This window comes from Pseudomonas sp. Z3-6 (assembly GCF_051131985.1).
In the GTDB taxonomy this organism is placed as follows: Bacteria; Pseudomonadota; Gammaproteobacteria; order Pseudomonadales; family Pseudomonadaceae; genus Aquipseudomonas; species Aquipseudomonas zanjanensis.
The window spans coordinates 1,588,616-1,607,689 of record NZ_CP071644.1; the positions used below are offsets into that span (position 1 = coordinate 1,588,616).

Annotated in this window: 17 protein-coding genes; 10 read left to right on the top strand and 7 right to left on the bottom strand. The window is 61.4% G+C overall.

What is annotated here, in order from left to right:
* The first annotated feature begins 256 nt into the window (after nucleotides 1-256).
* Entirely contained in the window at nucleotides 257-1,351 is a 1,095-nt protein-coding gene (gene apbC, locus J3P88_RS07225; RefSeq protein WP_434574540.1) for an iron-sulfur cluster carrier protein ApbC, read from the top strand.
* Nucleotides 1,352-1,480: 129 nt separating this feature from the next.
* Here the strand turns inward: apbC and J3P88_RS07230 are convergent, their stop codons facing one another.
* A complete protein-coding gene (locus J3P88_RS07230) occupies nucleotides 1,481-2,239 on the bottom strand; it encodes an SDR family oxidoreductase (protein ID WP_186706310.1) in 759 nt (252 codons plus the stop codon).
* 164 nt (nucleotides 2,240-2,403) lie between these two features.
* Here J3P88_RS07230 and J3P88_RS07235 point away from each other — a divergent pair, with 164 nt between their 5' ends.
* The 4 genes from J3P88_RS07235 (at nucleotide 2,404) to groL (ending at nucleotide 5,910) form a co-directional block, all read left to right on the top strand.
* A complete protein-coding gene (locus J3P88_RS07235) occupies nucleotides 2,404-3,135 on the top strand; it encodes a HugZ family protein (protein ID WP_434574541.1) in 732 nt (243 codons plus the stop codon).
* A 66-nt stretch (nucleotides 3,136-3,201) separates the two neighbouring features.
* A complete protein-coding gene (locus J3P88_RS07240; protein WP_434574542.1) occupies nucleotides 3,202-3,678 on the top strand; it encodes an FxsA family protein in 477 nt (158 codons plus the stop codon).
* A gap of 244 nt (nucleotides 3,679-3,922) precedes the next feature.
* On the top strand, nucleotides 3,923-4,216 hold the full coding sequence (locus J3P88_RS07245; RefSeq protein WP_003204913.1) for a co-chaperone GroES: 294 nt from the start codon (nucleotides 3,923-3,925) through the stop codon (nucleotides 4,214-4,216).
* 50 nt (nucleotides 4,217-4,266) lie between these two features.
* Complete coding sequence (groL, locus tag J3P88_RS07250) at nucleotides 4,267-5,910, top strand: chaperonin GroEL (RefSeq protein ID WP_053124505.1); 1,644 nt, start codon at nucleotides 4,267-4,269, stop codon at nucleotides 5,908-5,910.
* Between the two features lie 213 nt (nucleotides 5,911-6,123).
* Here the strand turns inward: groL and J3P88_RS07255 are convergent, their stop codons facing one another.
* Complete coding sequence (locus tag J3P88_RS07255) at nucleotides 6,124-6,867, bottom strand: phosphatase PAP2 family protein (protein WP_434574543.1); 744 nt, start codon at nucleotides 6,865-6,867, stop codon at nucleotides 6,124-6,126.
* 244 nt (nucleotides 6,868-7,111) lie between these two features.
* Here J3P88_RS07255 and colR point away from each other — a divergent pair, with 244 nt between their 5' ends.
* From colR to J3P88_RS07280, 5 genes are all read left to right on the top strand, one after another.
* Nucleotides 7,112-7,795 (top strand): two-component system response regulator ColR, encoded by a 684-nt coding sequence (gene colR / locus J3P88_RS07260; RefSeq protein WP_024779529.1) that lies wholly within the window; start codon nucleotides 7,112-7,114, stop codon nucleotides 7,793-7,795.
* Entirely contained in the window at nucleotides 7,785-9,062 is a 1,278-nt protein-coding gene (locus tag J3P88_RS07265; RefSeq protein WP_186706307.1) for a sensor histidine kinase, read from the top strand. The genes colR and J3P88_RS07265 overlap by 11 nt, the downstream gene beginning before the upstream one ends.
* A gap of 114 nt (nucleotides 9,063-9,176) precedes the next feature.
* Nucleotides 9,177-9,845, top strand: coding sequence for a class I SAM-dependent methyltransferase (locus J3P88_RS07270; RefSeq protein ID WP_434574544.1), 669 nt, complete (start codon nucleotides 9,177-9,179; stop codon nucleotides 9,843-9,845).
* A gap of 4 nt (nucleotides 9,846-9,849) precedes the next feature.
* Nucleotides 9,850-10,563: a lipopolysaccharide kinase InaA family protein gene (locus tag J3P88_RS07275; RefSeq protein ID WP_434574545.1), complete on the top strand. Its 714-nt coding sequence runs from the start codon at nucleotides 9,850-9,852 to the stop codon at nucleotides 10,561-10,563.
* A complete protein-coding gene (locus J3P88_RS07280) occupies nucleotides 10,560-10,787 on the top strand; it encodes a hypothetical protein (RefSeq protein ID WP_186706304.1) in 228 nt (75 codons plus the stop codon). The genes J3P88_RS07275 and J3P88_RS07280 overlap by 4 nt, the downstream gene beginning before the upstream one ends.
* 254 nt (nucleotides 10,788-11,041) lie before the next feature.
* Here the strand turns inward: J3P88_RS07280 and J3P88_RS07285 are convergent, their stop codons facing one another.
* From J3P88_RS07285 to J3P88_RS07305, 5 genes are all read right to left on the bottom strand, one after another.
* A complete protein-coding gene (locus tag J3P88_RS07285) occupies nucleotides 11,042-14,068 on the bottom strand; it encodes a multidrug efflux RND transporter permease subunit (protein WP_434574546.1) in 3,027 nt (1,008 codons plus the stop codon).
* Nucleotides 14,069-14,081: 13 nt separating this feature from the next.
* Complete coding sequence (locus J3P88_RS07290; protein ID WP_434574547.1) at nucleotides 14,082-15,230, bottom strand: efflux RND transporter periplasmic adaptor subunit; 1,149 nt, start codon at nucleotides 15,228-15,230, stop codon at nucleotides 14,082-14,084.
* A 155-nt stretch (nucleotides 15,231-15,385) separates the two neighbouring features.
* Entirely contained in the window at nucleotides 15,386-16,483 is a 1,098-nt protein-coding gene (locus tag J3P88_RS07295) for a DUF1513 domain-containing protein (RefSeq protein ID WP_434574548.1), read from the bottom strand.
* Nucleotides 16,484-16,485: 2 nt separating this feature from the next.
* Nucleotides 16,486-17,550, bottom strand: a complete 1,065-nt coding sequence (locus J3P88_RS07300) for an imelysin family protein (RefSeq protein ID WP_250963916.1) — start codon at nucleotides 17,548-17,550, stop codon at nucleotides 16,486-16,488.
* 28 nt (nucleotides 17,551-17,578) lie between these two features.
* A complete protein-coding gene (locus J3P88_RS07305) occupies nucleotides 17,579-19,006 on the bottom strand; it encodes a di-heme oxidoredictase family protein (protein ID WP_434574549.1) in 1,428 nt (475 codons plus the stop codon).
* Nucleotides 19,007-19,074 lie beyond the last annotated feature (68 nt).

Sequence of the window (19,074 nt, forward strand, 5' to 3'; positions counted from 1 at the left end):
CGCCGGCGGCTTTTTTTCACCCTTCGGGGCTGTTTGTGGCGAGGGAGCTTGCTCCCGCTGGGGGGCGAAGCCGCCCCAAAATGGTTCTACGCCCTGGCGTATCGGCAGCGTCAGCCTCGTTGCGACTGCTGCGCAGCCGAGCGGGAGCAAGCTCCCTCGCCACAAGAGCGTTCGCCGGCCTTAATCGGGTCGCCACAAAAGCACGCGCGGCGTAGGATAGCGGCCTGTTTTTCAAGTCTTGCTATCGGAGTTGCCCATGAGCGCCGTCAACCGCGCAGCGGTGGAAACCGTCCTTCGCCAGTACACCGACCCCTACCTGAACCAAGACCCGGTCAGCGCCGGATGCGTGCGCGCCATCGACATCCAGGGCGATCGCGTCAGCGTCCAGCTGGAAATCGGCTACGCCGCCGACCTGTTCAAGAGCGGCTGGGCGCAGATGCTGCAAATGGCGATCGAAGGCCTGGACGGCGTGACAGCCGCGACTGTCCAGATCACCAGCGTCATCGCCGCGCACAAGGCCCAGGCCCAGGTGCCGGGGCTGGCGAACGTCAAGAACGTGATCGCCGTGGCCTCGGGCAAGGGCGGCGTGGGCAAGTCCACCACCGCCGCCAACCTGGCCCTGGCCCTGGCCCGTGAAGGGGCGAAGGTCGGGATTCTCGATGCGGACATCTACGGTCCGAGCCAGGGCATCATGTTCGGGATCGCCGAGGGCACCCGGCCCCAGGTCAAGGATCAGAAGTGGTTCGTGCCGCTGCAATCCCATGGCGTGGAAGTCATGTCCATGGCCTTCCTGACCGACGACAACACGCCGATGGTCTGGCGCGGGCCGATGGTGTCCGGTGCCTTGCTGCAACTGGTCACGCAAACCGCGTGGGGCGACCTGGATTACCTGGTGATCGACATGCCGCCGGGCACTGGCGATATCCAACTGACCCTGGCGCAGAAAGTCCCGGTGGCCGGTGCGGTGATCGTCACCACCCCCCAGGACCTGGCCCTGCTGGACGCGCGCAAGGGCGTGGAGATGTTCCGCAAGGTGAACATTCCGGTGCTGGGCGTGGTAGAGAACATGGCCGTGCACATCTGCTCCAATTGCGGCCATGCCGAGCACCTGTTCGGCGAAGGTGGCGGGGAAAAACTGGCGACCCAGTACGGCGTCGAATTGCTGGCTTCGCTGCCGCTGTCGATGGTGATCCGTGAACAGGCCGACGGCGGCAAACCGACGGTCATCGCCGAGCCGGACAGCCAGATCGCCATGGTCTATCAGGAACTGGCCCGCCACGTGGGCGCGCGGATCGTGTTGCAGGAAGCGGCATCGCCGGCGATGCCGAATATCACCGTCAGTGACGATTGAATAGGCCGTAATACAATCCATTGTGGGAGCGGGCTTGCTCGCGAATGCAGTGTGTCATTCAACGGATAAGTTGACTGATCCAGCGCATTCGCGAGCAAGCCCGCTCCCACATTGTGTTATGCGGTGGGTTTAGATCCGCATCCCGCCATCCATCTCCAGGATCCGACCGGTGTAGTAGTCGTTCTCAAAGATATAGGCGGCCGAATGGGCAATTTCCTCGGGTTTCCCCATGCGCTTGAGCGGGATCGCGGAGGTCATTCTTTCCAGGGCCTCGGGCTTCATGCCCAGGGTCATCTCGGTTTCGATGAAACCCGGTGCAATGCCCGCCACACGGATGCCGTAGCGCGCCAGCTCCTTGGCCCAGGTCACGGTCGCTGCGGCCACGCCGGCCTTGGCAGCCGAGTAGTTGGTCTGGCCGACATTGCCGGCGCGGGAGATCGACGAGATATTGATGATGGCGCCGCTGTTCTTCAGCTCGACCATTTTCGCCGCCACTTCACGGGTGCACAGGAACACACCGGTGAGGTTGACATCGATCACCGCCTGCCACTGGGCCAGGCTCATCTTGGTCATTTCGCCATCCTTGACCTTGAGCAGCAGGCCGTCGCGCAGGATCCCGGCGTTGTTGATCAAGCCGTGGATCGCGCCGAAGTCCTCGGCCACCCGGGCGACCATGTCGATCACCTGATCTTCATTGGCGACGTTGCACAGGTAGGCACGGGCCTCGACGCCCTTGGCCGCGCAGGCGGCCACCGCCTGGTCGAGTTTTTCCTGGTTGAGGTCCACCAGGGCCAGCTTCGCGCCTTTACCCGCGAAATACTCGGCCATGGAGCGACCCAAGCCCTGGCAACCGCCGGTGATAATGATTACTTTGTCAGTGAGTTGCATTCTCATGTCCAGATGGCGCAGCGGTGGAGGGGACCCTTTGGGCGGCCTCTCGATTCGCGACGGTGTAGCCCGACTGCACACGAGAATCGTCCCCTAGGTGTACCGGAACATTACTCCAGTCGCCTGACCGTTTTCTAGACGGTTTTTATAAAAGGAGTCATAAATTGAGCGTTGAAGCTGCCAAGCATGCCCGGGAACTGCTGCTCAAGGAATACCGTGGAATGCTCTCCACGCATTCCAAATCGATGCCCGGTTTTCCGTTCGGTTCCGTCGTGCCCTATTGCCTGGACGCAGAAGGCCGGCCGCTGATCCTGATCAGCCGCATTGCCCAGCACACGCACAATCTGCAAAAAGACCCCAAGTGTTCGATGCTGGTGGGCGAGCGCGGTGCCGAGGATGTGCAGGCCGTCGGGCGCCTGACTTACCTGGCCGAGGCCCGGAAACTCGAAGACAGCGACGCCATCGAGGCGGCCGCCGAGCGTTATTACCGCTATTTCCCTGACTCGCAGAACTACCACAAGGCCCATGACTTCGATTTCTGGGTGCTTGACCCGGTGCGCCATCGCTACATCGGCGGCTTCGGCGCCATTCACTGGATCGACTCGCTCACCCTGGCCAATCCCTTCGCCGGCAAGGCCGAAGCCAGCATGATCGAGCACATGAACGCCGATCACGCCAAGGCCATTGCCCATTACGTGGAGCTGGCCGGCCTGCCGAAAAGCGAACCGGCGCAACTGGTGGGCATCGACAGCGAAGGCATGCACCTGCGTATCGGGCAGGGCTTGCACTGGCTGGCGTTTCCAACGCCTTGCAACACGCCGACACAAGTACGCGAAGCCTTGGTTTACCTGGCTCACGCCGAGCAATGGCCAAAAAATGCCGAGGCCGACGCTTGAATTCACGAAAGGTCGACGTCATTTAGGTTTTCATAGCAAGGCATTCTTGCGTAGAGGAACCCTTTGATGCGCCCTTTTTTGTTGCTCTTTCTGCTGTTCCCGGTGTTGGAGCTGTTCGTATTCGTCAAGGTCAGCGGTGCGATCGGGTTTTTCCCGGCGCTGCTGCTGGTCATTCTCGGCTCGATGCTCGGCGTGTTCGTGCTGCGCATTGCCGGTCTCGCCACGGCGCTGCGTGCCCGTGAAAGCCTGACCCGTGGCGAGCTGCCCGCCCAGACCATGCTCGAAGGCCTGATGCTGGCCTTGGGTGGCGGCCTGTTGATCCTGCCAGGCTTCATCAGCGACGTGCTGGGCCTAGTCATGCTGTTGCCGTTCACCCGTCGGTTGCTGGCCAATAAAATGCGCCAGCGCGCCGAGGAGCAGGCGATGCGCCAACGGGCCTTCGCTGATGACCTCCAGCCCCGCGGCGGGCCGGCTCCGCGCGAGCCCGTGGGTCGTGAGCCCAACGTGATCGAAGGTGAATTCGAACACCGGGATTCCAAGTAAAACTTTCTCCACGGCGCCTTCGGGCGCCGTGTTCGTTTTGGCTGCGTGAAGTAAAAAATTTTCTGCTTGCGCCCTTGTAATCCACTTGTACGCCCTTATGTAACGGTCACCGCAAGGTTTCCGGTGGCGACACCGGACAGACTTCCGCGGTTCGACTGACGAACCGCAACCGGCTCTGCCGGCTTTGTTAAACCCGCCGGGACTACACCGGCCGATGAAAACCAAAAATTAGGAGAGATCGACAATGAAGCTTCGTCCTCTGCATGACCGCGTCGTCATCCGTCGCAGCGAAGAAGAGAAGAAAACCGCTGGCGGTATCGTCCTGCCAGGTTCGGCTGCTGAAAAAGCCAACCACGGTGAAGTTCTCGCTGTAGGTCCAGGCAAGGCACTGGAAAACGGTGAAGTACGTGCGCTGGCCGTGAAAGTGGGTGACAAGGTTGTGTTCGGCCCTTACTCCGGCAGCAACACAGTGAAAGTCGACGGCGAAGACCTGCTGGTAATGAGCGAGAACGAAATCCTCGCTGTTCTCGAAGGCTGATTCCCCCGCCCATTTTCCCGTTACTACAAAGTATTTAAGGAATATCGATCATGGCTGCTAAAGAAGTTAAATTCGGCGATTCCGCCCGCAAGAAAATGCTCGCCGGTGTCAACGTCCTGGCTGACGCAGTAAAAGCGACCCTGGGCCCGAAAGGCCGTAACGTGATCATCGAGAAGAGCTTCGGCGCTCCGACCATCACCAAGGACGGCGTTTCCGTAGCCAAAGAAATCGAACTGAAAGACCGTTTCGAAAACATGGGCGCGCAACTGGTCAAAGACGTTGCCTCCCGTGCCAACGACGACGCCGGTGACGGCACCACCACCGCGACCGTACTGGCTCAGTCGATCGTCAACGAAGGCCTGAAAGCCGTCGCTGCCGGCATGAACCCGATGGACCTCAAGCGCGGCATCGACAAGGCGACCATCGCCATTGTCAAAGAGCTCAAAGCCCTGTCCAAGCCATGCGCTGACACCAAGGCGATCGCTCAGGTCGGCACCATCTCCGCCAACTCCGACAACTCCATCGGCGACATCATTGCCGAAGCCATGGAAAAAGTCGGCAAGGAAGGCGTGATCACCGTTGAAGAAGGCTCGGGCCTGGAAAACGAACTGTCGGTCGTAGAAGGCATGCAGTTCGACCGTGGCTACCTGTCCCCGTACTTCGTCAACAAGCCGGACACCATGACCGCCGAGCTCGACGGCCCGCTGATCCTGCTGGTGGACAAGAAGATCTCCAACATCCGCGAAATGCTGCCAGTGCTGGAAGCCGTTGCCAAAGCCGGCCGCCCACTGCTGATCGTGGCTGAAGACGTCGAAGGCGAAGCCCTGGCGACCCTGGTCGTGAACAACATGCGCGGTATCGTTAAAGTCGCAGCCGTCAAGGCGCCAGGCTTCGGCGATCGTCGCAAGGCCATGCTGCAGGACATCGCCGTACTGACCGGCGGTACCGTTATCTCCGAAGAGATCGGCCTGAGCCTGGAAAGCACCACCCTGGAACACCTGGGTAACGCCAAGCGCGTGATCCTGTCCAAGGAAAACACCACCGTGATCGACGGTGCCGGCGTCGAGGCTGACATCCAGGCTCGCGTGACCCAGATCCGCGCCCAAGTGGCCGAGACTTCGTCCGACTACGACCGTGAAAAACTGCAAGAGCGTCTGGCCAAGCTGTCCGGCGGCGTTGCGGTGATCAAGGTTGGCGCCGGCTCCGAAGTTGAAATGAAAGAGAAGAAAGCCCGCGTTGAAGACGCCCTGCACGCGACCCGCGCAGCCGTCGAAGAAGGCGTGGTACCTGGCGGTGGCGTGGCACTGGTTCGCGCTCTGCAGGCTATCTCCGAGCTCAAAGGCGACAACGACGACCAGAACGTGGGCATCCAGTTGCTGCGTCGCGCTGTAGAAGCGCCGCTGCGCCAGATCGTTGCCAACTCCGGCGACGAGCCAAGCGTTGTGGTCGACAAGGTCAAGCAGGGTTCGGGTAACTACGGTTACAACGCTGCGACCGGCGAATACGGCGACATGATCGAAATGGGTATCCTGGACCCAGCCAAAGTGACTCGTTCGGCTCTGCAAGCGGCTTCGTCGATTGCCAGCCTGATGATCACCACCGAGGCGATGATCGCTGAAATCAAGGAAGACGCTCCAGCTGGCGGCGGTATGCCAGACATGGGCGGCATGGGTGGCATGGGCGGCATGATGTAAGCCAGCCTTACCCCTGTAGCGAAAAACCCCGCCTGCGAAAGCCGGCGGGGTTTTTTATTGCCTTGGATTCAATCCCGCATTGGACTGGGCCACAGCTGTCTCTGTGGGAGCAAAGCTTGCTCGCGATGGCGGTGGGTCAGCTTGCCAGGATACTGAAGCTGCCATTGCGATCGCGAGCAAGCTTTGCTCCCACAGGGGTTGTCCGGTGCGTATTCAGGCGTTGGCGGGTTGGCTCAGCGCTATGCGATCAGCCATGGCGGCCGGTCGGTACAGGATGTAGTAGTAACACCCCAGGCAAATCAACCAACAGAACACCGCCGTCCACACGTTGTGGGAAAAGAAATGCGCCCCTTGCATCATCCGCCCCAGGGAAAACACCGTGCCCAGGGTGAAGGTGAGCACCAAGGCCTGGCGGGCCAGGCGCGGGCGGCGATCGCGCAGGACGAAGAACAGCGCAAACAGCGTGAACCCGGTGGCGGCGTGACCGCCGGGCCAGCATCGACCGGGTTTGTCCGTGGCCGGGCGTGGGCTGAGCAGCTCACTGTAGGTCTCCTTGCCGCCGAACTCTTTCAGGCTCCAGGGGCATTGCACCGCCGTCACCGCTTTCATCGGCGTGACGAAGGACGTCGCCAGTGCCAGGGACAGCACCAGACAGCCCAGTTCCCGCTTGAAGGGTTTGAGCCGGGTGATGAAAAACGTACCGATAAACCCCATGACCGCCAGCAGGGAAAACGCGATCACTACCTCCTTGGCTCGATCGTGCAGGATATCCTCGAGGAAAAAGCTGTGCCGACCGATAAACCCACCCGCTGTCGGATCGTAAAACAACTTGGCGAGGTCCATGTCCAGGGTGGTCAGTTCCAGCAACACCAGGATGGCTGCTACGACGGCAGGCAGGCCCAGGGCGACCCATAAATTCAGCGGCCTGGATGCGGGGCGGATGGCGGTGGGAACCATGGCAGTACCTTTGGGAGTTTTCGTTTTCAGCGTGTCGCGCAGTCTGGTCCGTGTTGCGTTCGGGCGGTGTGAAGGTTGGGTGAAAAACTCGTCAATGACTGTCGGCGCGGCCCCTGTGGGAGCAAGCCCGCTCCCACAGGGGGGGCATGCGCTGCTATGGCGGACACAACCCTAGCCGTGAGCCACGCTTGGCCGTAAGCTGCGCGGGCCAAGCCAGCCGTTAACCGTGCACGCAGAGGTGCCCATGCGAATTCTATTGGTCGAAGACAACCGCGACATCCTGGCCAACCTGGCCGATTACCTGGGGCTCAAGGGCTATACCGTCGATTGTGCCCAGGACGGTTTGTCGGGGTTGCACCTGGCGGCGACCGAACACTACGACCTGATCGTGCTCGATATCATGCTGCCGGGCATCGATGGCTACACCTTGTGCAAGCGCCTGCGCGAGGACGCCCGGCGCGATACGCCGGTGATCATGCTCACTGCCCGGGATCAGTTGGACGATCGCCTGCAGGGCTTCAAGTCCGGCGCCGATGACTACCTGATCAAACCGTTCGCCTTGTCGGAACTGGCGGCGCGGATCGAAGCCGTCATGCGTCGCGCCCAGGGTGGTGGCCGGCGGGCCTTGCAGGTCGGCGACCTGAGCTACGACCTCGATACCCTTGAAGTGACGCGCGAAGGCAAGCTGCTCAAGCTCAACCCCGTGGGCCTGAAACTCCTGGCGGTGCTGATGCAGAAAAGCCCCCACGTGTTGCGCCGTGAAATCCTCGAAGAAGCGTTGTGGGGCGACGATTGCCCAGACAGCGACAGCTTGCGCAGCCACGTCCATCAACTGCGCCAAGTGATCGACAAACCGTTCGAAAAACCGCTGCTGCATACCGTGCACGGCGTCGGCTATCGCCTGGCCGAGGGCCGCGATGGAGTTTAAGCAGAGCCTTGCCCAACGGATCATCATCGCGTTTGCGCTGATGAGCGCATTGGTGGCCGGCGCGTTCGCCATGGGCATCGTGGCGACGGTTCATTTGGTCGAAGAAAAGCTGATTTCCGCCGGGCTGGGTGGCGACCTGCAACGCCTGTTGCTGATGGACAGCGTCTCGGACTGGAACCATCGGCCGGAACCCGACCAACTGTTCTATTTCAGCGGCGGTCCGGGGGACTTCGAATTACCCAGGGACCTGCGCCATCTGGAGCGTGGTTTCCACGAAGTGTTTCGCGAGCAATTGTCCTATCACGCCATGGTCGAGATCGTGGATGGTCGGCACTACGTGTTGCTGCAAGACCAGAGCGATTTCGAGGAGCGCGAGCGGGTGCTGTTTGCCGTGGTCCTGGTGGGTTTCGTGCTCAGCCTGGCGTTGGCGGTATTTTTGGGTTGGGTCCTGGCACGCCGGGTGATGGCGCCTGTGGTTCGCCTGGCCCGGCAAGTGCGCCATCGCGACCAACTCCTCGGTCTCGCTCCGCCGCTGGCCCCGGACTATGCCGCCGATGAGGTGGGTGAGTTGGCCGTGGCGTTCGATGCCACACTGGGGCGCTTGCGCCAGGCCCTGACCCGCGAGCGCTTGTTTACCAGCGACGTCAGCCACGAATTGCGTACGCCGCTGATGGTTCTGGCGACCTCCTGTGAACTGCTGCTGGAAAACCCGGCGCTGGATCCGCGCGGTCGTACCCAGGTCGAGCGCATCAGCCGGGCCAGCGAAGAGATGCGCGAACTGGTGCAAACTTTCCTGATGCTCGCCAGGTCCGAACGCGAAGACAACGGCATGTCGCCTCGTCTGACCCTGGGGCAGGTGGCCGAGAACCTCCTCGGCGTATGGCGCGCGCCCATCGAATCCAAGGGCCTGACGCTGATCTTCGAACCCGGGCAAACCGTCGACACCCTGTATAACGCCACGTTCCTGACGGCGGTGATGGGCAACCTGCTGCGCAATGCCCTGCACTACACCGACCAGGGGTTCATCCGTCTGTCGCTGACCAGCACCGGATTCATGGTTGAGGACAGCGGTGTGGGCATTCCCGAGGAAAAACGCGAGGCGATGTTCGAGCCCTTCGTGCGTGGTAACGAAAAGCGCGGCGAGGGCCTGGGGCTGGGGTTATCCCTGGTGCAGCGCATTTGCGAGAACCGAGGCTGGACAGTCAGCCTCAGCACGATGGAACCCAACGGTTGCCATTTCGAAGTGGAATTGAATCCAAAGGGCTAAGCGACTGTGTTGAAAAGTCTTGTAAACATTGGAAGGTTTACCTGACTTTATTTTCACAAGGACATGACATCCCGATTCATAAGGTGGGGCCGATCAGTCATCGAGGCCCCGCCAATGTCCAAGCCCGTCAAGTTGGCTTTTTCCGAAAAATACAACGAGCAGCACGCCAGGGAATATTTTCATAAACATCGCACTGGTTTGAGTCGTCGTCTTTCCAATCAGCGAGACCAGCAATTGGCCCGGCGCGCATTGGCACTCGTCGGTGACCCCGGCCTGGTCCTGGACTTGCCGTGCGGTGCCGGGCGTTTCTGGCCCCTATTGGCCGAAAAACCGAACCGGGTGATCATCGGCGCGGACAATTCCGAGGCCATGATCAATACCGCATTGGAAGCTCAACCGAGCGACGTCGTAAAACGGGTACGGCCTTTGCACACTTCTGCGTTCGACATTGCCTTGCCTGATAACGCCGTCGATAGCATTTTTTGCATGCGCCTGCTGCACCACATCGGTGAACCCGCGCATCGAGTGGCAATCCTGAAGGAATTCGAGCGTGTCAGCCGTGACAGCGTGATCGTTTCATTGTGGGTCGATGGCAATTTCAAGGCCTGGAAACGCAAGCGCCTGGAACGCACCCGTGGGCAGAAAGACTACCAGAATCGATTTGTGTTACCGACGGATACAGCAGAGAAGGAGTTTCGGCAGGCTGGGTTTCGCATTCAAGAACGGCTGGATTTCCTACCGCTTTATGCCATGTGGCGAGTCTATGTATTACGCAAGGGGTAACAGCATGGTTGTGCAGGCCGTAGAGACACCTGGCATTTCCCGCAGCAGCTTTGAACACTTCTGGAATCAGCAAGGCGACTGGGTGGAAGAACCCAATGTGCGGCGTGGTGGTGAAAGCGGCGTGCAGCGGATCAGCAACAATGGTGAGTTGTTGTATGCCAAGCGTCAAACCGGACATATTTATCGCAGTTGGTTGTACCCGCTCGGTCGTCCGACCGTGCTGCGAGAGCAAGACGCGTTGCTGGCCTTGAGCCGCCTGGATGTCCGTGTGCCCGAGCTGATTTTTTGCGGCGCCCAGCGCGACCCGGCCTGCAAGTGGCGGGCGCTGCTGGTGACCCATGCCTTGGAAGGTTTCGAGCAGATCAAGCACTGGTACGCCGGAGGCGGACGTGAGCGCCATGGCGAAGCGGTGCATGACCAGATCCTCCAGGGCCTGGCTGAGAACCTGGCCCGCATGCACAAGGGCCGCTGGCAACATGGCTGCCTCTACATCAAGCATGTCTTTGTACGTGTGACAGGCGAGGGCGAAGCGGCGAAGGCTGAAGTCGCCCTGCTGGATCTGGAAAAATCTCGCCAGCGCCTGACTGCCCGGCAGGCGGCCTTCCATGACCTGAGGCAACTGCGGCGCCATTCGTCGTTCAGCGAGGCTGACTGGAAAAAAGTCGTCTATTTTTATGAGGCGGCGTTTGGCAGCGCTATCAAAGGTTTATGGCAATGAAACTCGAAATTGCTAGAGGTTTGTTTTTAGTAGGAGCCTTGGGAGTTGCATCGATGGCGGTGGCGGTATGGGAACAGCCACGCTCGCAGGTCCTCAGCGTTTCGAATGCTGGTACACATTGTCCTTTGCCACGGGTGGCAAAGGCCAGCGAGGCGATCCAACCGGACAATGACCTGCTGCTGTTCATGTTCAGCCTGTCCCAAGGGATGAGGCCGCAAAGTTGAAAGTCCCGAAACCAAGATAAAGGCCTCCCTTGTGTGAGGCCTTTATTTTTTGGTTTTTCCAATGCCACCACAAACCTTCAGCCAAATACACAACCCGTGGCGAGGGAGCTTGCTCCCGCTGGACCGCGAAGCGGTCCCCATCGGTTCAGGGTCTGGCAGCGGTCATTCAATGACGACTGCTTCGCAGCCGAGCGGGAGCAAGCTCCCTCGCCACAAAAACATCCCGTATCCGCGTGAGTTTGCTTGAACAGTCCTCAGGCCTTGTCCGGCTTGGCCAGCAGCGTGTAGATGCAAGGCAAGACGAACAGCGTGAACAGGGTCCCAATCGACATGCCGGTGGCGATCACCATGCCGATGTCGAAGCGGCTGACTGCCCCGGCGCCTGTGGCGAAAATGAGCGGTACCATGCCGAACACCATCGCCGCAGTCGTCATTAACACCGGCCGCAGGCGGATCGACGCGGCTTGTTCTATTGCTTCTCGCGGCGTCAGATGTTGTTCCCTGCGCAGTTGGTTGGCGAACTCGACGATCAGGATCCCGTGCTTGCTGATCAGCCCGATCAGCGTCACCAGGCCCACCTGGGTGTAGATGTTCATGCTCGACCAACCGAGGAACAGCGGAATCAGGGCACCGCAAATGGACAACGGTACAGTCACCAGGATCACCAGTGGGTCGCGGAAGCTTTCGAACTGCGCGGCCAGCACCAGGAAAATAATCGCCAGGGCCAGGGCAAAGGTTACCCACAACGCGCTGCCTTCCTGTACGAATTGGCGCGAAGCTCCTGCGTAATCGAAGGCGAACCCCACCGGCGCTTCTTCCCGGGCGATCTGACGGATGGTCTCGATGGCCTCGCCCATGCTCACGATGGGGAAGCCTGAAATCGTCACCGCATTGAGCTGCTGGAACTGGTTCAGCTGTCGCGGTCGCGCCCGGTCGCTGACTTTGATCAGGGTCGACAGCGGTAGCGATTCACCCTGGGCATTTTTCACGTAATAGCTGTTCAACCAGTCCGGGTTGTCCCGGAACGGCCGTTCGACTTGGGCAATGACTTTGTAGCTGCGGCCCTCGAGGGTGAAGCGGTTGATCTCGGATTCGCCCAGCAGTGTCGCCAAGGTGCCGCCCAAGTCCTCCATGGATACACCCATCTGGGCGGCCTTGGCGCGATCGATATCCACCACGACTTCTGGCTTGTCGAACGCCAGGTCAATGTCCATGAAAGCGAACTTGCCGGATTCCAATGCACGCTTTTTGACCCGGTCGGCAACCTCCAGCAACGTTGCATAGTCTTTCGGGGAGTTGATGACGAACGCGAACGGCAAGCCTTCGCCAGTGCCCGGCAGCGAGGGCAGGTTGAAACCGAAGATCTGCAGGCCAGGCACGCTTTCCAGCCTGGCCTGGACCTCTGGCAGGATTTCCATCTGGGTGCGGCTGCGTTCGTTCCAAGGCTTGAGCAGGAAGCCGCCGATGCCCGACTGCACACCGTCATAACCATTGATCTGGAACGAGGAGTAGTACTCCGGGAACTCCTTGAAAATGGTGATGAAGTGATCGGTATACGTGTTCAGGTAGTCGAGGTTGGTGGGCTGCGGGGCGTTGGCCATCATGAAGATGATGCCCTGGTCCTCGTCGGGGGCCAGTTCGGACTTGCTGAACATGACCAGCACCGGGATCAGCAGCAGCACGATCGCCGCGAACACCAGCACCACCGGCCGGGTGTTGAGCGTGCCATGGAGCATGCGCTGGTAACGGCTCTTCAAGCGTTCGAAAAGCCTATCCAGCCGATGGGCCAGGCCCGAGGGATTCTCGTCGTGGCGCAGGAGCAGGGCGCACATCATCGGCGACAGGGTCAGGGCGACGATCCCGGAGATCACCACCGCCCCGGCCAGGGTCAAGGCGAACTCCTTGAACAAGGCGCCCGTCAGGCCCTCGAGCAGGCCTATCGGTGCATACACCGCCGCCAGGGTGATGGTCATCGAGACCACCGGCATGGCGATTTCCCGGGCACCTTCTATCGCAGCGTCGAACGGGGTCTTGCCTTCCTCGATGTGCCGGTGGATGTTTTCCACCACCACGATGGCATCGTCCACCACCAGGCCGATGGCGAGCACCATGGCCAGCAGCGTCAGGAGGTTCATCGAATAGCCCATCAACTGCATGAAGAACATCACGCCGATCATCGACAAGGGGATGGTCACCACCGGGATGACCACCGAGCGCAAGGCGCCGAGGAACAGGAACACCACGACGATGACGATCAGCACTGCCTCGAACAGGGTTTTCACCACCTCGTCGATGGACGCCTGGATGAACAGGGTGGCGTCGTAGGCGATCTCGGCCTTGAGATTGGTCGGGAGCTGGGCCTCCATCTCCGGCATGATCTTGCGCACTTCCTTGATCACATCCAGCGGGTTCGCACCCGGCGTGGCCTTGATCCCGATGTACACCGAGGGCGTGCCGCCAAAGGAACTGATGCTGTCGTAGTTCTCTGCGCCCATTTCCACGCGGGCGACGTCCCGCAACAATACACGGCTGTCGCCCTCGGTCTTGAGCGGGATCGCGGCGAAGTCCTCGGCGGACTTGAGTTCGGTGTTGGCGTTGATGCTGGTGACGACGTATTCGCCTTTCACTTCACCGGCGGCGGAGAGGAAGTTGTGCTGGCGCACGGCATTGGTCACGTCGGCGGCCGTCAGGCCGAAGCCTGCGAGCTTGATCGGGTCCAGCCACAGGCGCATCGCGAAGACCTGGTTGCCGAGGATCTCTGCCTCGGCCATGCCGGGCAGTGTCGCCAGCTTGGGCTGGATCACCCGGGACAGGTAGTCGGTGATCTGCGGGTTGTTCAGTTCCTTGCTGAAGAAGCTGATGTACATCAGTGCCGAGGCATCGGCGGCCTCGCGGCTGAGGACCGGGTCCTCGGCGTCCTGGGGCAGTTGGTTCTTGACCTCGTTGGCCTTGGCCAGCAGTTCGGTAAAGAGCCGGTCGCTGTTGGAGCCGATGCGGGCATAGACCGAGATCACCGAGAAATTCTGGCGACTGACCGAGGTCATGTAGTCGATGCCCTCGGCACTGGCCAGGCTCTGTTGCATCGGTTGGGTGATGTAGCCCTGGATGGTCTCGGCGTTGGCCCCGGGGTAGGCGGTGGTTACCGTGATCAGGGCGTTTTCCATTTGTGGATACTGACGCAGGGGCAGCTTGCTCCAGGCCTGGAAGCCCAGCAGCACGATCAACAGGCTGACCACGGTGGCAAGCACCGGGCGGCGGATGAACGGATCGGTAAAAGCCATGGGGGTTCCTTGATCAGTCCGCGCGCGGCGGGCTGTTCTGTTCGGTCAGGGTCTTGTCGTCGCTGATGGCGATCGGCGTACCGTTATCGAGCTTGAGTTGGCCGGCGATCACGACTTGTTCGCCGCTCTGCACGCCTTTGGACACCAGTACCTGCCCGTCGCGTCGCTCACCGGTTGCAACGAAACGCCGTTCGGCGATCAGGACCGGCTGGCCCTTGTCGTCTTTCTCGACAGTGCCGTCGGCGGCTTTCTTTTGCGTCACCACGTACATGGAATTGCCGTAGAGGGTGTAGGTCACGGCGCTTTCCGGGACGACGATCCCGGCGGCGACGTCCGGCAGGATCACCTGCAGGTTGGCGAACATGCCGGGCAGCAGTTTGCCGTCGGGGTTGGCCAGGGTGGCGCGCACCAGAACGTTGCGGGTGCTGTCCTCGACCTTGGGGTTGATCGCGCTGATGGTGCCGACGAAGGTCTGCCCGGGGTAGGCCGAGACGCTGACATTGACCGGCTGTGCCACGGCGAGCCGGGGCACGCTTTGCTCAGGGACGTAGAAGTCCACGTACAGGCTGCTGAGGTCCTGCAGGGTGGCGATCACCGTGCCACTGGCCAGGTAGTCGCCGACATCCACCTGGCGAATGCCGATGGTGCCGCTGAACGGCGCCAGGATGTGTTTCTTGGCCAGCGAAGCCTTGAGCTGGTTGACCGTGGCCTGGTTTTTCTTCAGTTGCGCCGAGAGCCGGTCGAATTCGCCCTTGGAGATCGCCTGGCTGCCCACCAGTTGTCGGCCACGACCAAAATCCAGTTGCGACAGGCCAAGATCGGCCTCGGCGGTTTCCAGCAGGGCGTTTTCGACTTCGCTGTCCAGTTGCAGGAGCGGCTGGCCGGCCTTGATCTTCTGTCCAGACTGGAATTGCACCTTCTGCACGGTCCCGGCGATTTCCAGGCTCAGGTCCACGCCTTGCAGCGCCTTGAGACTGCCAACGGTGGGTAGGCGGGCCTGCCAGGGTTGCTGGGCCGCTGTGGCCACGGCGACGCTGACCGGTGGTTTGGGGGCAGAAAACGTCTGGATCTGCTGGTAAACGGAGAAGGCCTTGTAGCCGGCGAGCAACAGCACCACCAGCAGCACAACACCCAACATGATCAGCATGCGGCGTCGCAGCATGTTCCACTTCCTTGGAAAGAGCCGAGAGAAAATACGGATAGGCGGGCACATTACTCTGAGTGTGCGGGCTATTCCAGATGCTGGCGGGACGGTAGTGCGTGGGGTTTTTCCGAAAAGCAGGGGCGCTCGGCGCCGATCGGCTTCGCTCCCCTGCGTCAGACCAGATGCAAATGGTTGTCCCAGAGCCCTGCCGGCAGATCCAGTGGTTTTGCAACCAGTTGTGTCTGCCGACAATCGTAATAGCGACAACGGCCTTGGCCCGACGTCACGACAAAACCGTCGGCCACCGCGCCCACGCCAGCGCAGTCCGGCAGGGGCGCGTCCAGGCGCACTTCGCCGCTGTCCAGGTCCCAGATGAAAAAGCGGTTGCCGCGGGGGGCGGTCAGGGCCACCAGGCGCAAGTCGCTGTGTACGGCAACGCTGGCGGTGTAGTGCCCCATGGCCTGCAATTGCTCTGCGGGCACGGGGAATGCCTGGAACGGTTGTCCTGGCCGTTTGATCGCCACCAGTTCCGACGGTTCGTGGGCTGCGCCCATGAACTGCTGGCCGGAGACGATGGTGCCGTCGCTGGCGATGCCCAGGTGGCGCACGCTGTTCATCGATTGGGCGAGGGTTTCCTTGCTCAGCAGGGTGCCATCGCGTTGCATCAGCACCAGACTCGGCTCCATGGCGTCGAGGTTCATTTCGACCCGGCTTTCGGCCTCGGTGCGAATGCCGCCGTTGGCGACCACCAGCGTCTCGCCATCGGGCATCCACGACACCTGGTGAGGACCGATGCCATGGGTAGAGATTTCGCCGCTGTGCACCAGCCGCTCGCCTTCGAAACGGTACACGCCCAACAGGCCGCGTCCCGGATCGGTGGTGTCGTTCTCGGTGGCATACAGCCATTCGCCGCTTTTATGGATGACCGCGTGGCCGTAGAAGTGCCGGTTCGGCAACGAGGCGATGGTTTGCAGCAGCGTCCCGTCGCGCAGGTCGATCAGGTAGCTTTCGGTGCCCGGGCGACGGGCGACGAACAGCGCAATCGGCTGCGTCGGATGGTTGATGATGTCATGGCAGCGCTGGCCGACCTGGGTGGCAAACACCCGCGTGCCGTCCAGCCGATAGCCGACGGCATAGTGCTTGCCGTCGCCATCGTCCCGTGCCGAAAGCAAGAGTGGCTGCTTGTCCTTTTGCTTGAACAGCGTCCAGCCGCCCAGGGTGACGGCGCCGAGCAGCAAGCTGCCCAGTGCCAGGACCTGACGTCGAAACATGATCAGTCACCGTCGTTGGCATTGAAGCCCAGTTGAATGCCCAGCGCCTTGGCCAGTTCGCCTTCGTGCAGGCGATGGACAACGTTGAGGCTGTCGTACAAATCGTTGAGTTGCTGGCGCCCGGCATCGTCGCCGAGCATTTCGGTCAGCGAGCGCTGGCTGCTGGCGAACAGTTTCAACGAGGCATCGTAGGCGGCGTCGATCTTGTCCGCCAATGGCTTCTGGTCGCTCGGCAGCAGGCCGCGCAGGCCCTTGTTGTCCACGCCGACCCAGACGGTCCTGGCCGCGCCCAGGCTGGCTTCCAACCCTTGCAACGACGACTGGCTGCGCCAGGCATCGGCCTGGAATGGCTGAGGTACGCCTTTGCTCTGGCGGCCCATCGGCGTGCCGAGTTTTTTCTTCAAAGTATCCAGGGCAGTGACCTGCACACGGAGCAGGTCGGCGATGGCCTCGTGGGAATCGGCGTAGCGCTGGTTGGGAAACTTGCTCATCTGGGCGAGCATGCCGTCGTTGCTGTTCCAGCCCGACAGGATCTCTTCGGCCAGCTGTTTCTGGCGTTCGCCGATGGCGATGAGCAGCGGGCAGTACTTGGCTTTCTGTGCGCTGTCGGCCATGTCGATTTTCGCGTCGAACAGCAGGTATTCGTAGGCCGACAGCCCTTGTACGACCACGCTGGACTTGGCCAGGCCTGCGGCGTCGATCTGTGGCTGGCTGTTGACCAATTGCTCGACCTGACGACCCACCAGGTTTTTCTTGTCCGGCCAGAACTGCACCTGCCAGGCGCGGTTGCCCTCGGCCAGCGGCCCGATCAGCAGCGGTTGCAATTCGGCCCAGGCTTTTTGCGCCTTGAGGAAGTCGGCGCGGGCGGTCTCCAGGTTTTCTTTACCTTGGCAGAACGCCAGGGCGCTGGTCGCCAGTTGCCGGTCGGCCTCGACCCAGCGGCTGTAGGTCGGCAGGATCACTTGCTTGGCGATGGCGGCCGAAGTGACGGCTTGCGGATCCTGGGGCGAGCAGGCGCCGAGGGCGAGGGCGGCGAGGCTGGTGAACAACAATTTGGGACGGAACATGTCAGGCTCCCATTTCTGGAAAAGGCATTTAAAGGGAATTCAGAAAGGCCAGCAACGCAGCGCGCTGCTCGGCATTGAACGCTAAAACCTGTCGCTGCGCCGCTTGTGCTTCGCCGCCATGCCACAGCACGGCTTCGAGCAGGTTGCGGGCACGGCCGTCATGCAGGAACTGGGTGTGGCCGTTGACGGCTTCGGTCAAGCCGATGCCCCACAGCGGCGGGGTTCGCCAGTCGCGGCCGCTGGCCTTGAATTCGCTGCGGTTGTCGGCCAGGCCTTCGCCCATGTCGTGCAGCAGCAAGTCGCTGTAGGGGCGGATGACCTGGTTCGCCAGTTCCGGCTCGGCGGCGTTGGCGGCGGTGGTGTATTTCGGTGTGTGGCAGGACTGGCAACCGACCTGGAAAAATAGATTCTTGCCTGCCAGCACTTGGGACGAATTCACGTCGCGACGGGCCGGCACCGCGAGGTTGCGGCTGTAGAACAGCACCAGGCGCAGGATGTTGTCGCTGACTTCCGGTTCGCCGTCCGGCCCATTGCCGCTGGGCGCACGCTTGCAGTCGACTTGGGTCTCGGTGCAGTCGTCGAGCGGCCGCAGGCTGGTCGTCAGGCCCATGTCGCCGGAAAACGCATGGACGTTCTGTTGGTTGAGGTTGGGCTGTCCGGCTTTCCAGCCGAAACGTCCCAGCACGGTTTTCTGCTGCTCATCGTCCCAGACCTGGTTGGGCCGACCGGCGATGCCGTCGTTCTCCCGCGCCTGGGCTTCGGCGTTCGCCAGCAGCGCCTCGTCGGGGATGGCTTCCAGCAGGCCCAGGCCGATCATCGGCGGTGCCACGCGGGCCGAAAAAAGCGTGTAGGGGTGCATCGGGCCATACCCCAACTGGGTGATCTGCAGGATTGGCTTGCGTAATTCGACGACGGTGCCGTCCTTGAAGCGCACCGGGACCGGGGTGTAATCGACCCGTACCTTGCCTTCGGGGGCGACGCCGGGCACCGACATGTCCTGCAACTGCCCACCATAGACCGGCTCGGGCACTACGCCCAGTTGCTCGATGACCTTGGCGTAGGCCGGTGCGTCGGGAATCGACAGGCGCACCAGCATCGACACCGCGCTGGTCGCATCCGGCGCCGGCGGATGGCCGCGACCGTCCTTGACGTGACAGTTCTGGCAGGCGTTGGTATTGAACAAGGGCCCGAGGCCGTCCCGGGCGGTGGTGGTCGAGGGGGCGATCACCCAGGGGCTGCGGAAGAAACTGTTGCCGACACTGAAATCCACGCGCCGCGAGGGTGGCAGGTTGGCCGAGGGCAGGGAAAAGGCGTTCTGGTCACTCTTGCGGACTGTCGCGGCGCCACCGGAACGGGCTTCACCCGGTTCGGCCTGGGTAAAACGCGGGGCATCATCGCAGGCACTCAGGCCCAGGGCCATGAACAGTGCACATAAACGAAGAGGCAACGACGGCATCGGGCGTCCCGGGGATGAGTGAAAACGAGGGCGCAAAGTCTAACAGGGCGGGGCAGTTTGAATAAGAG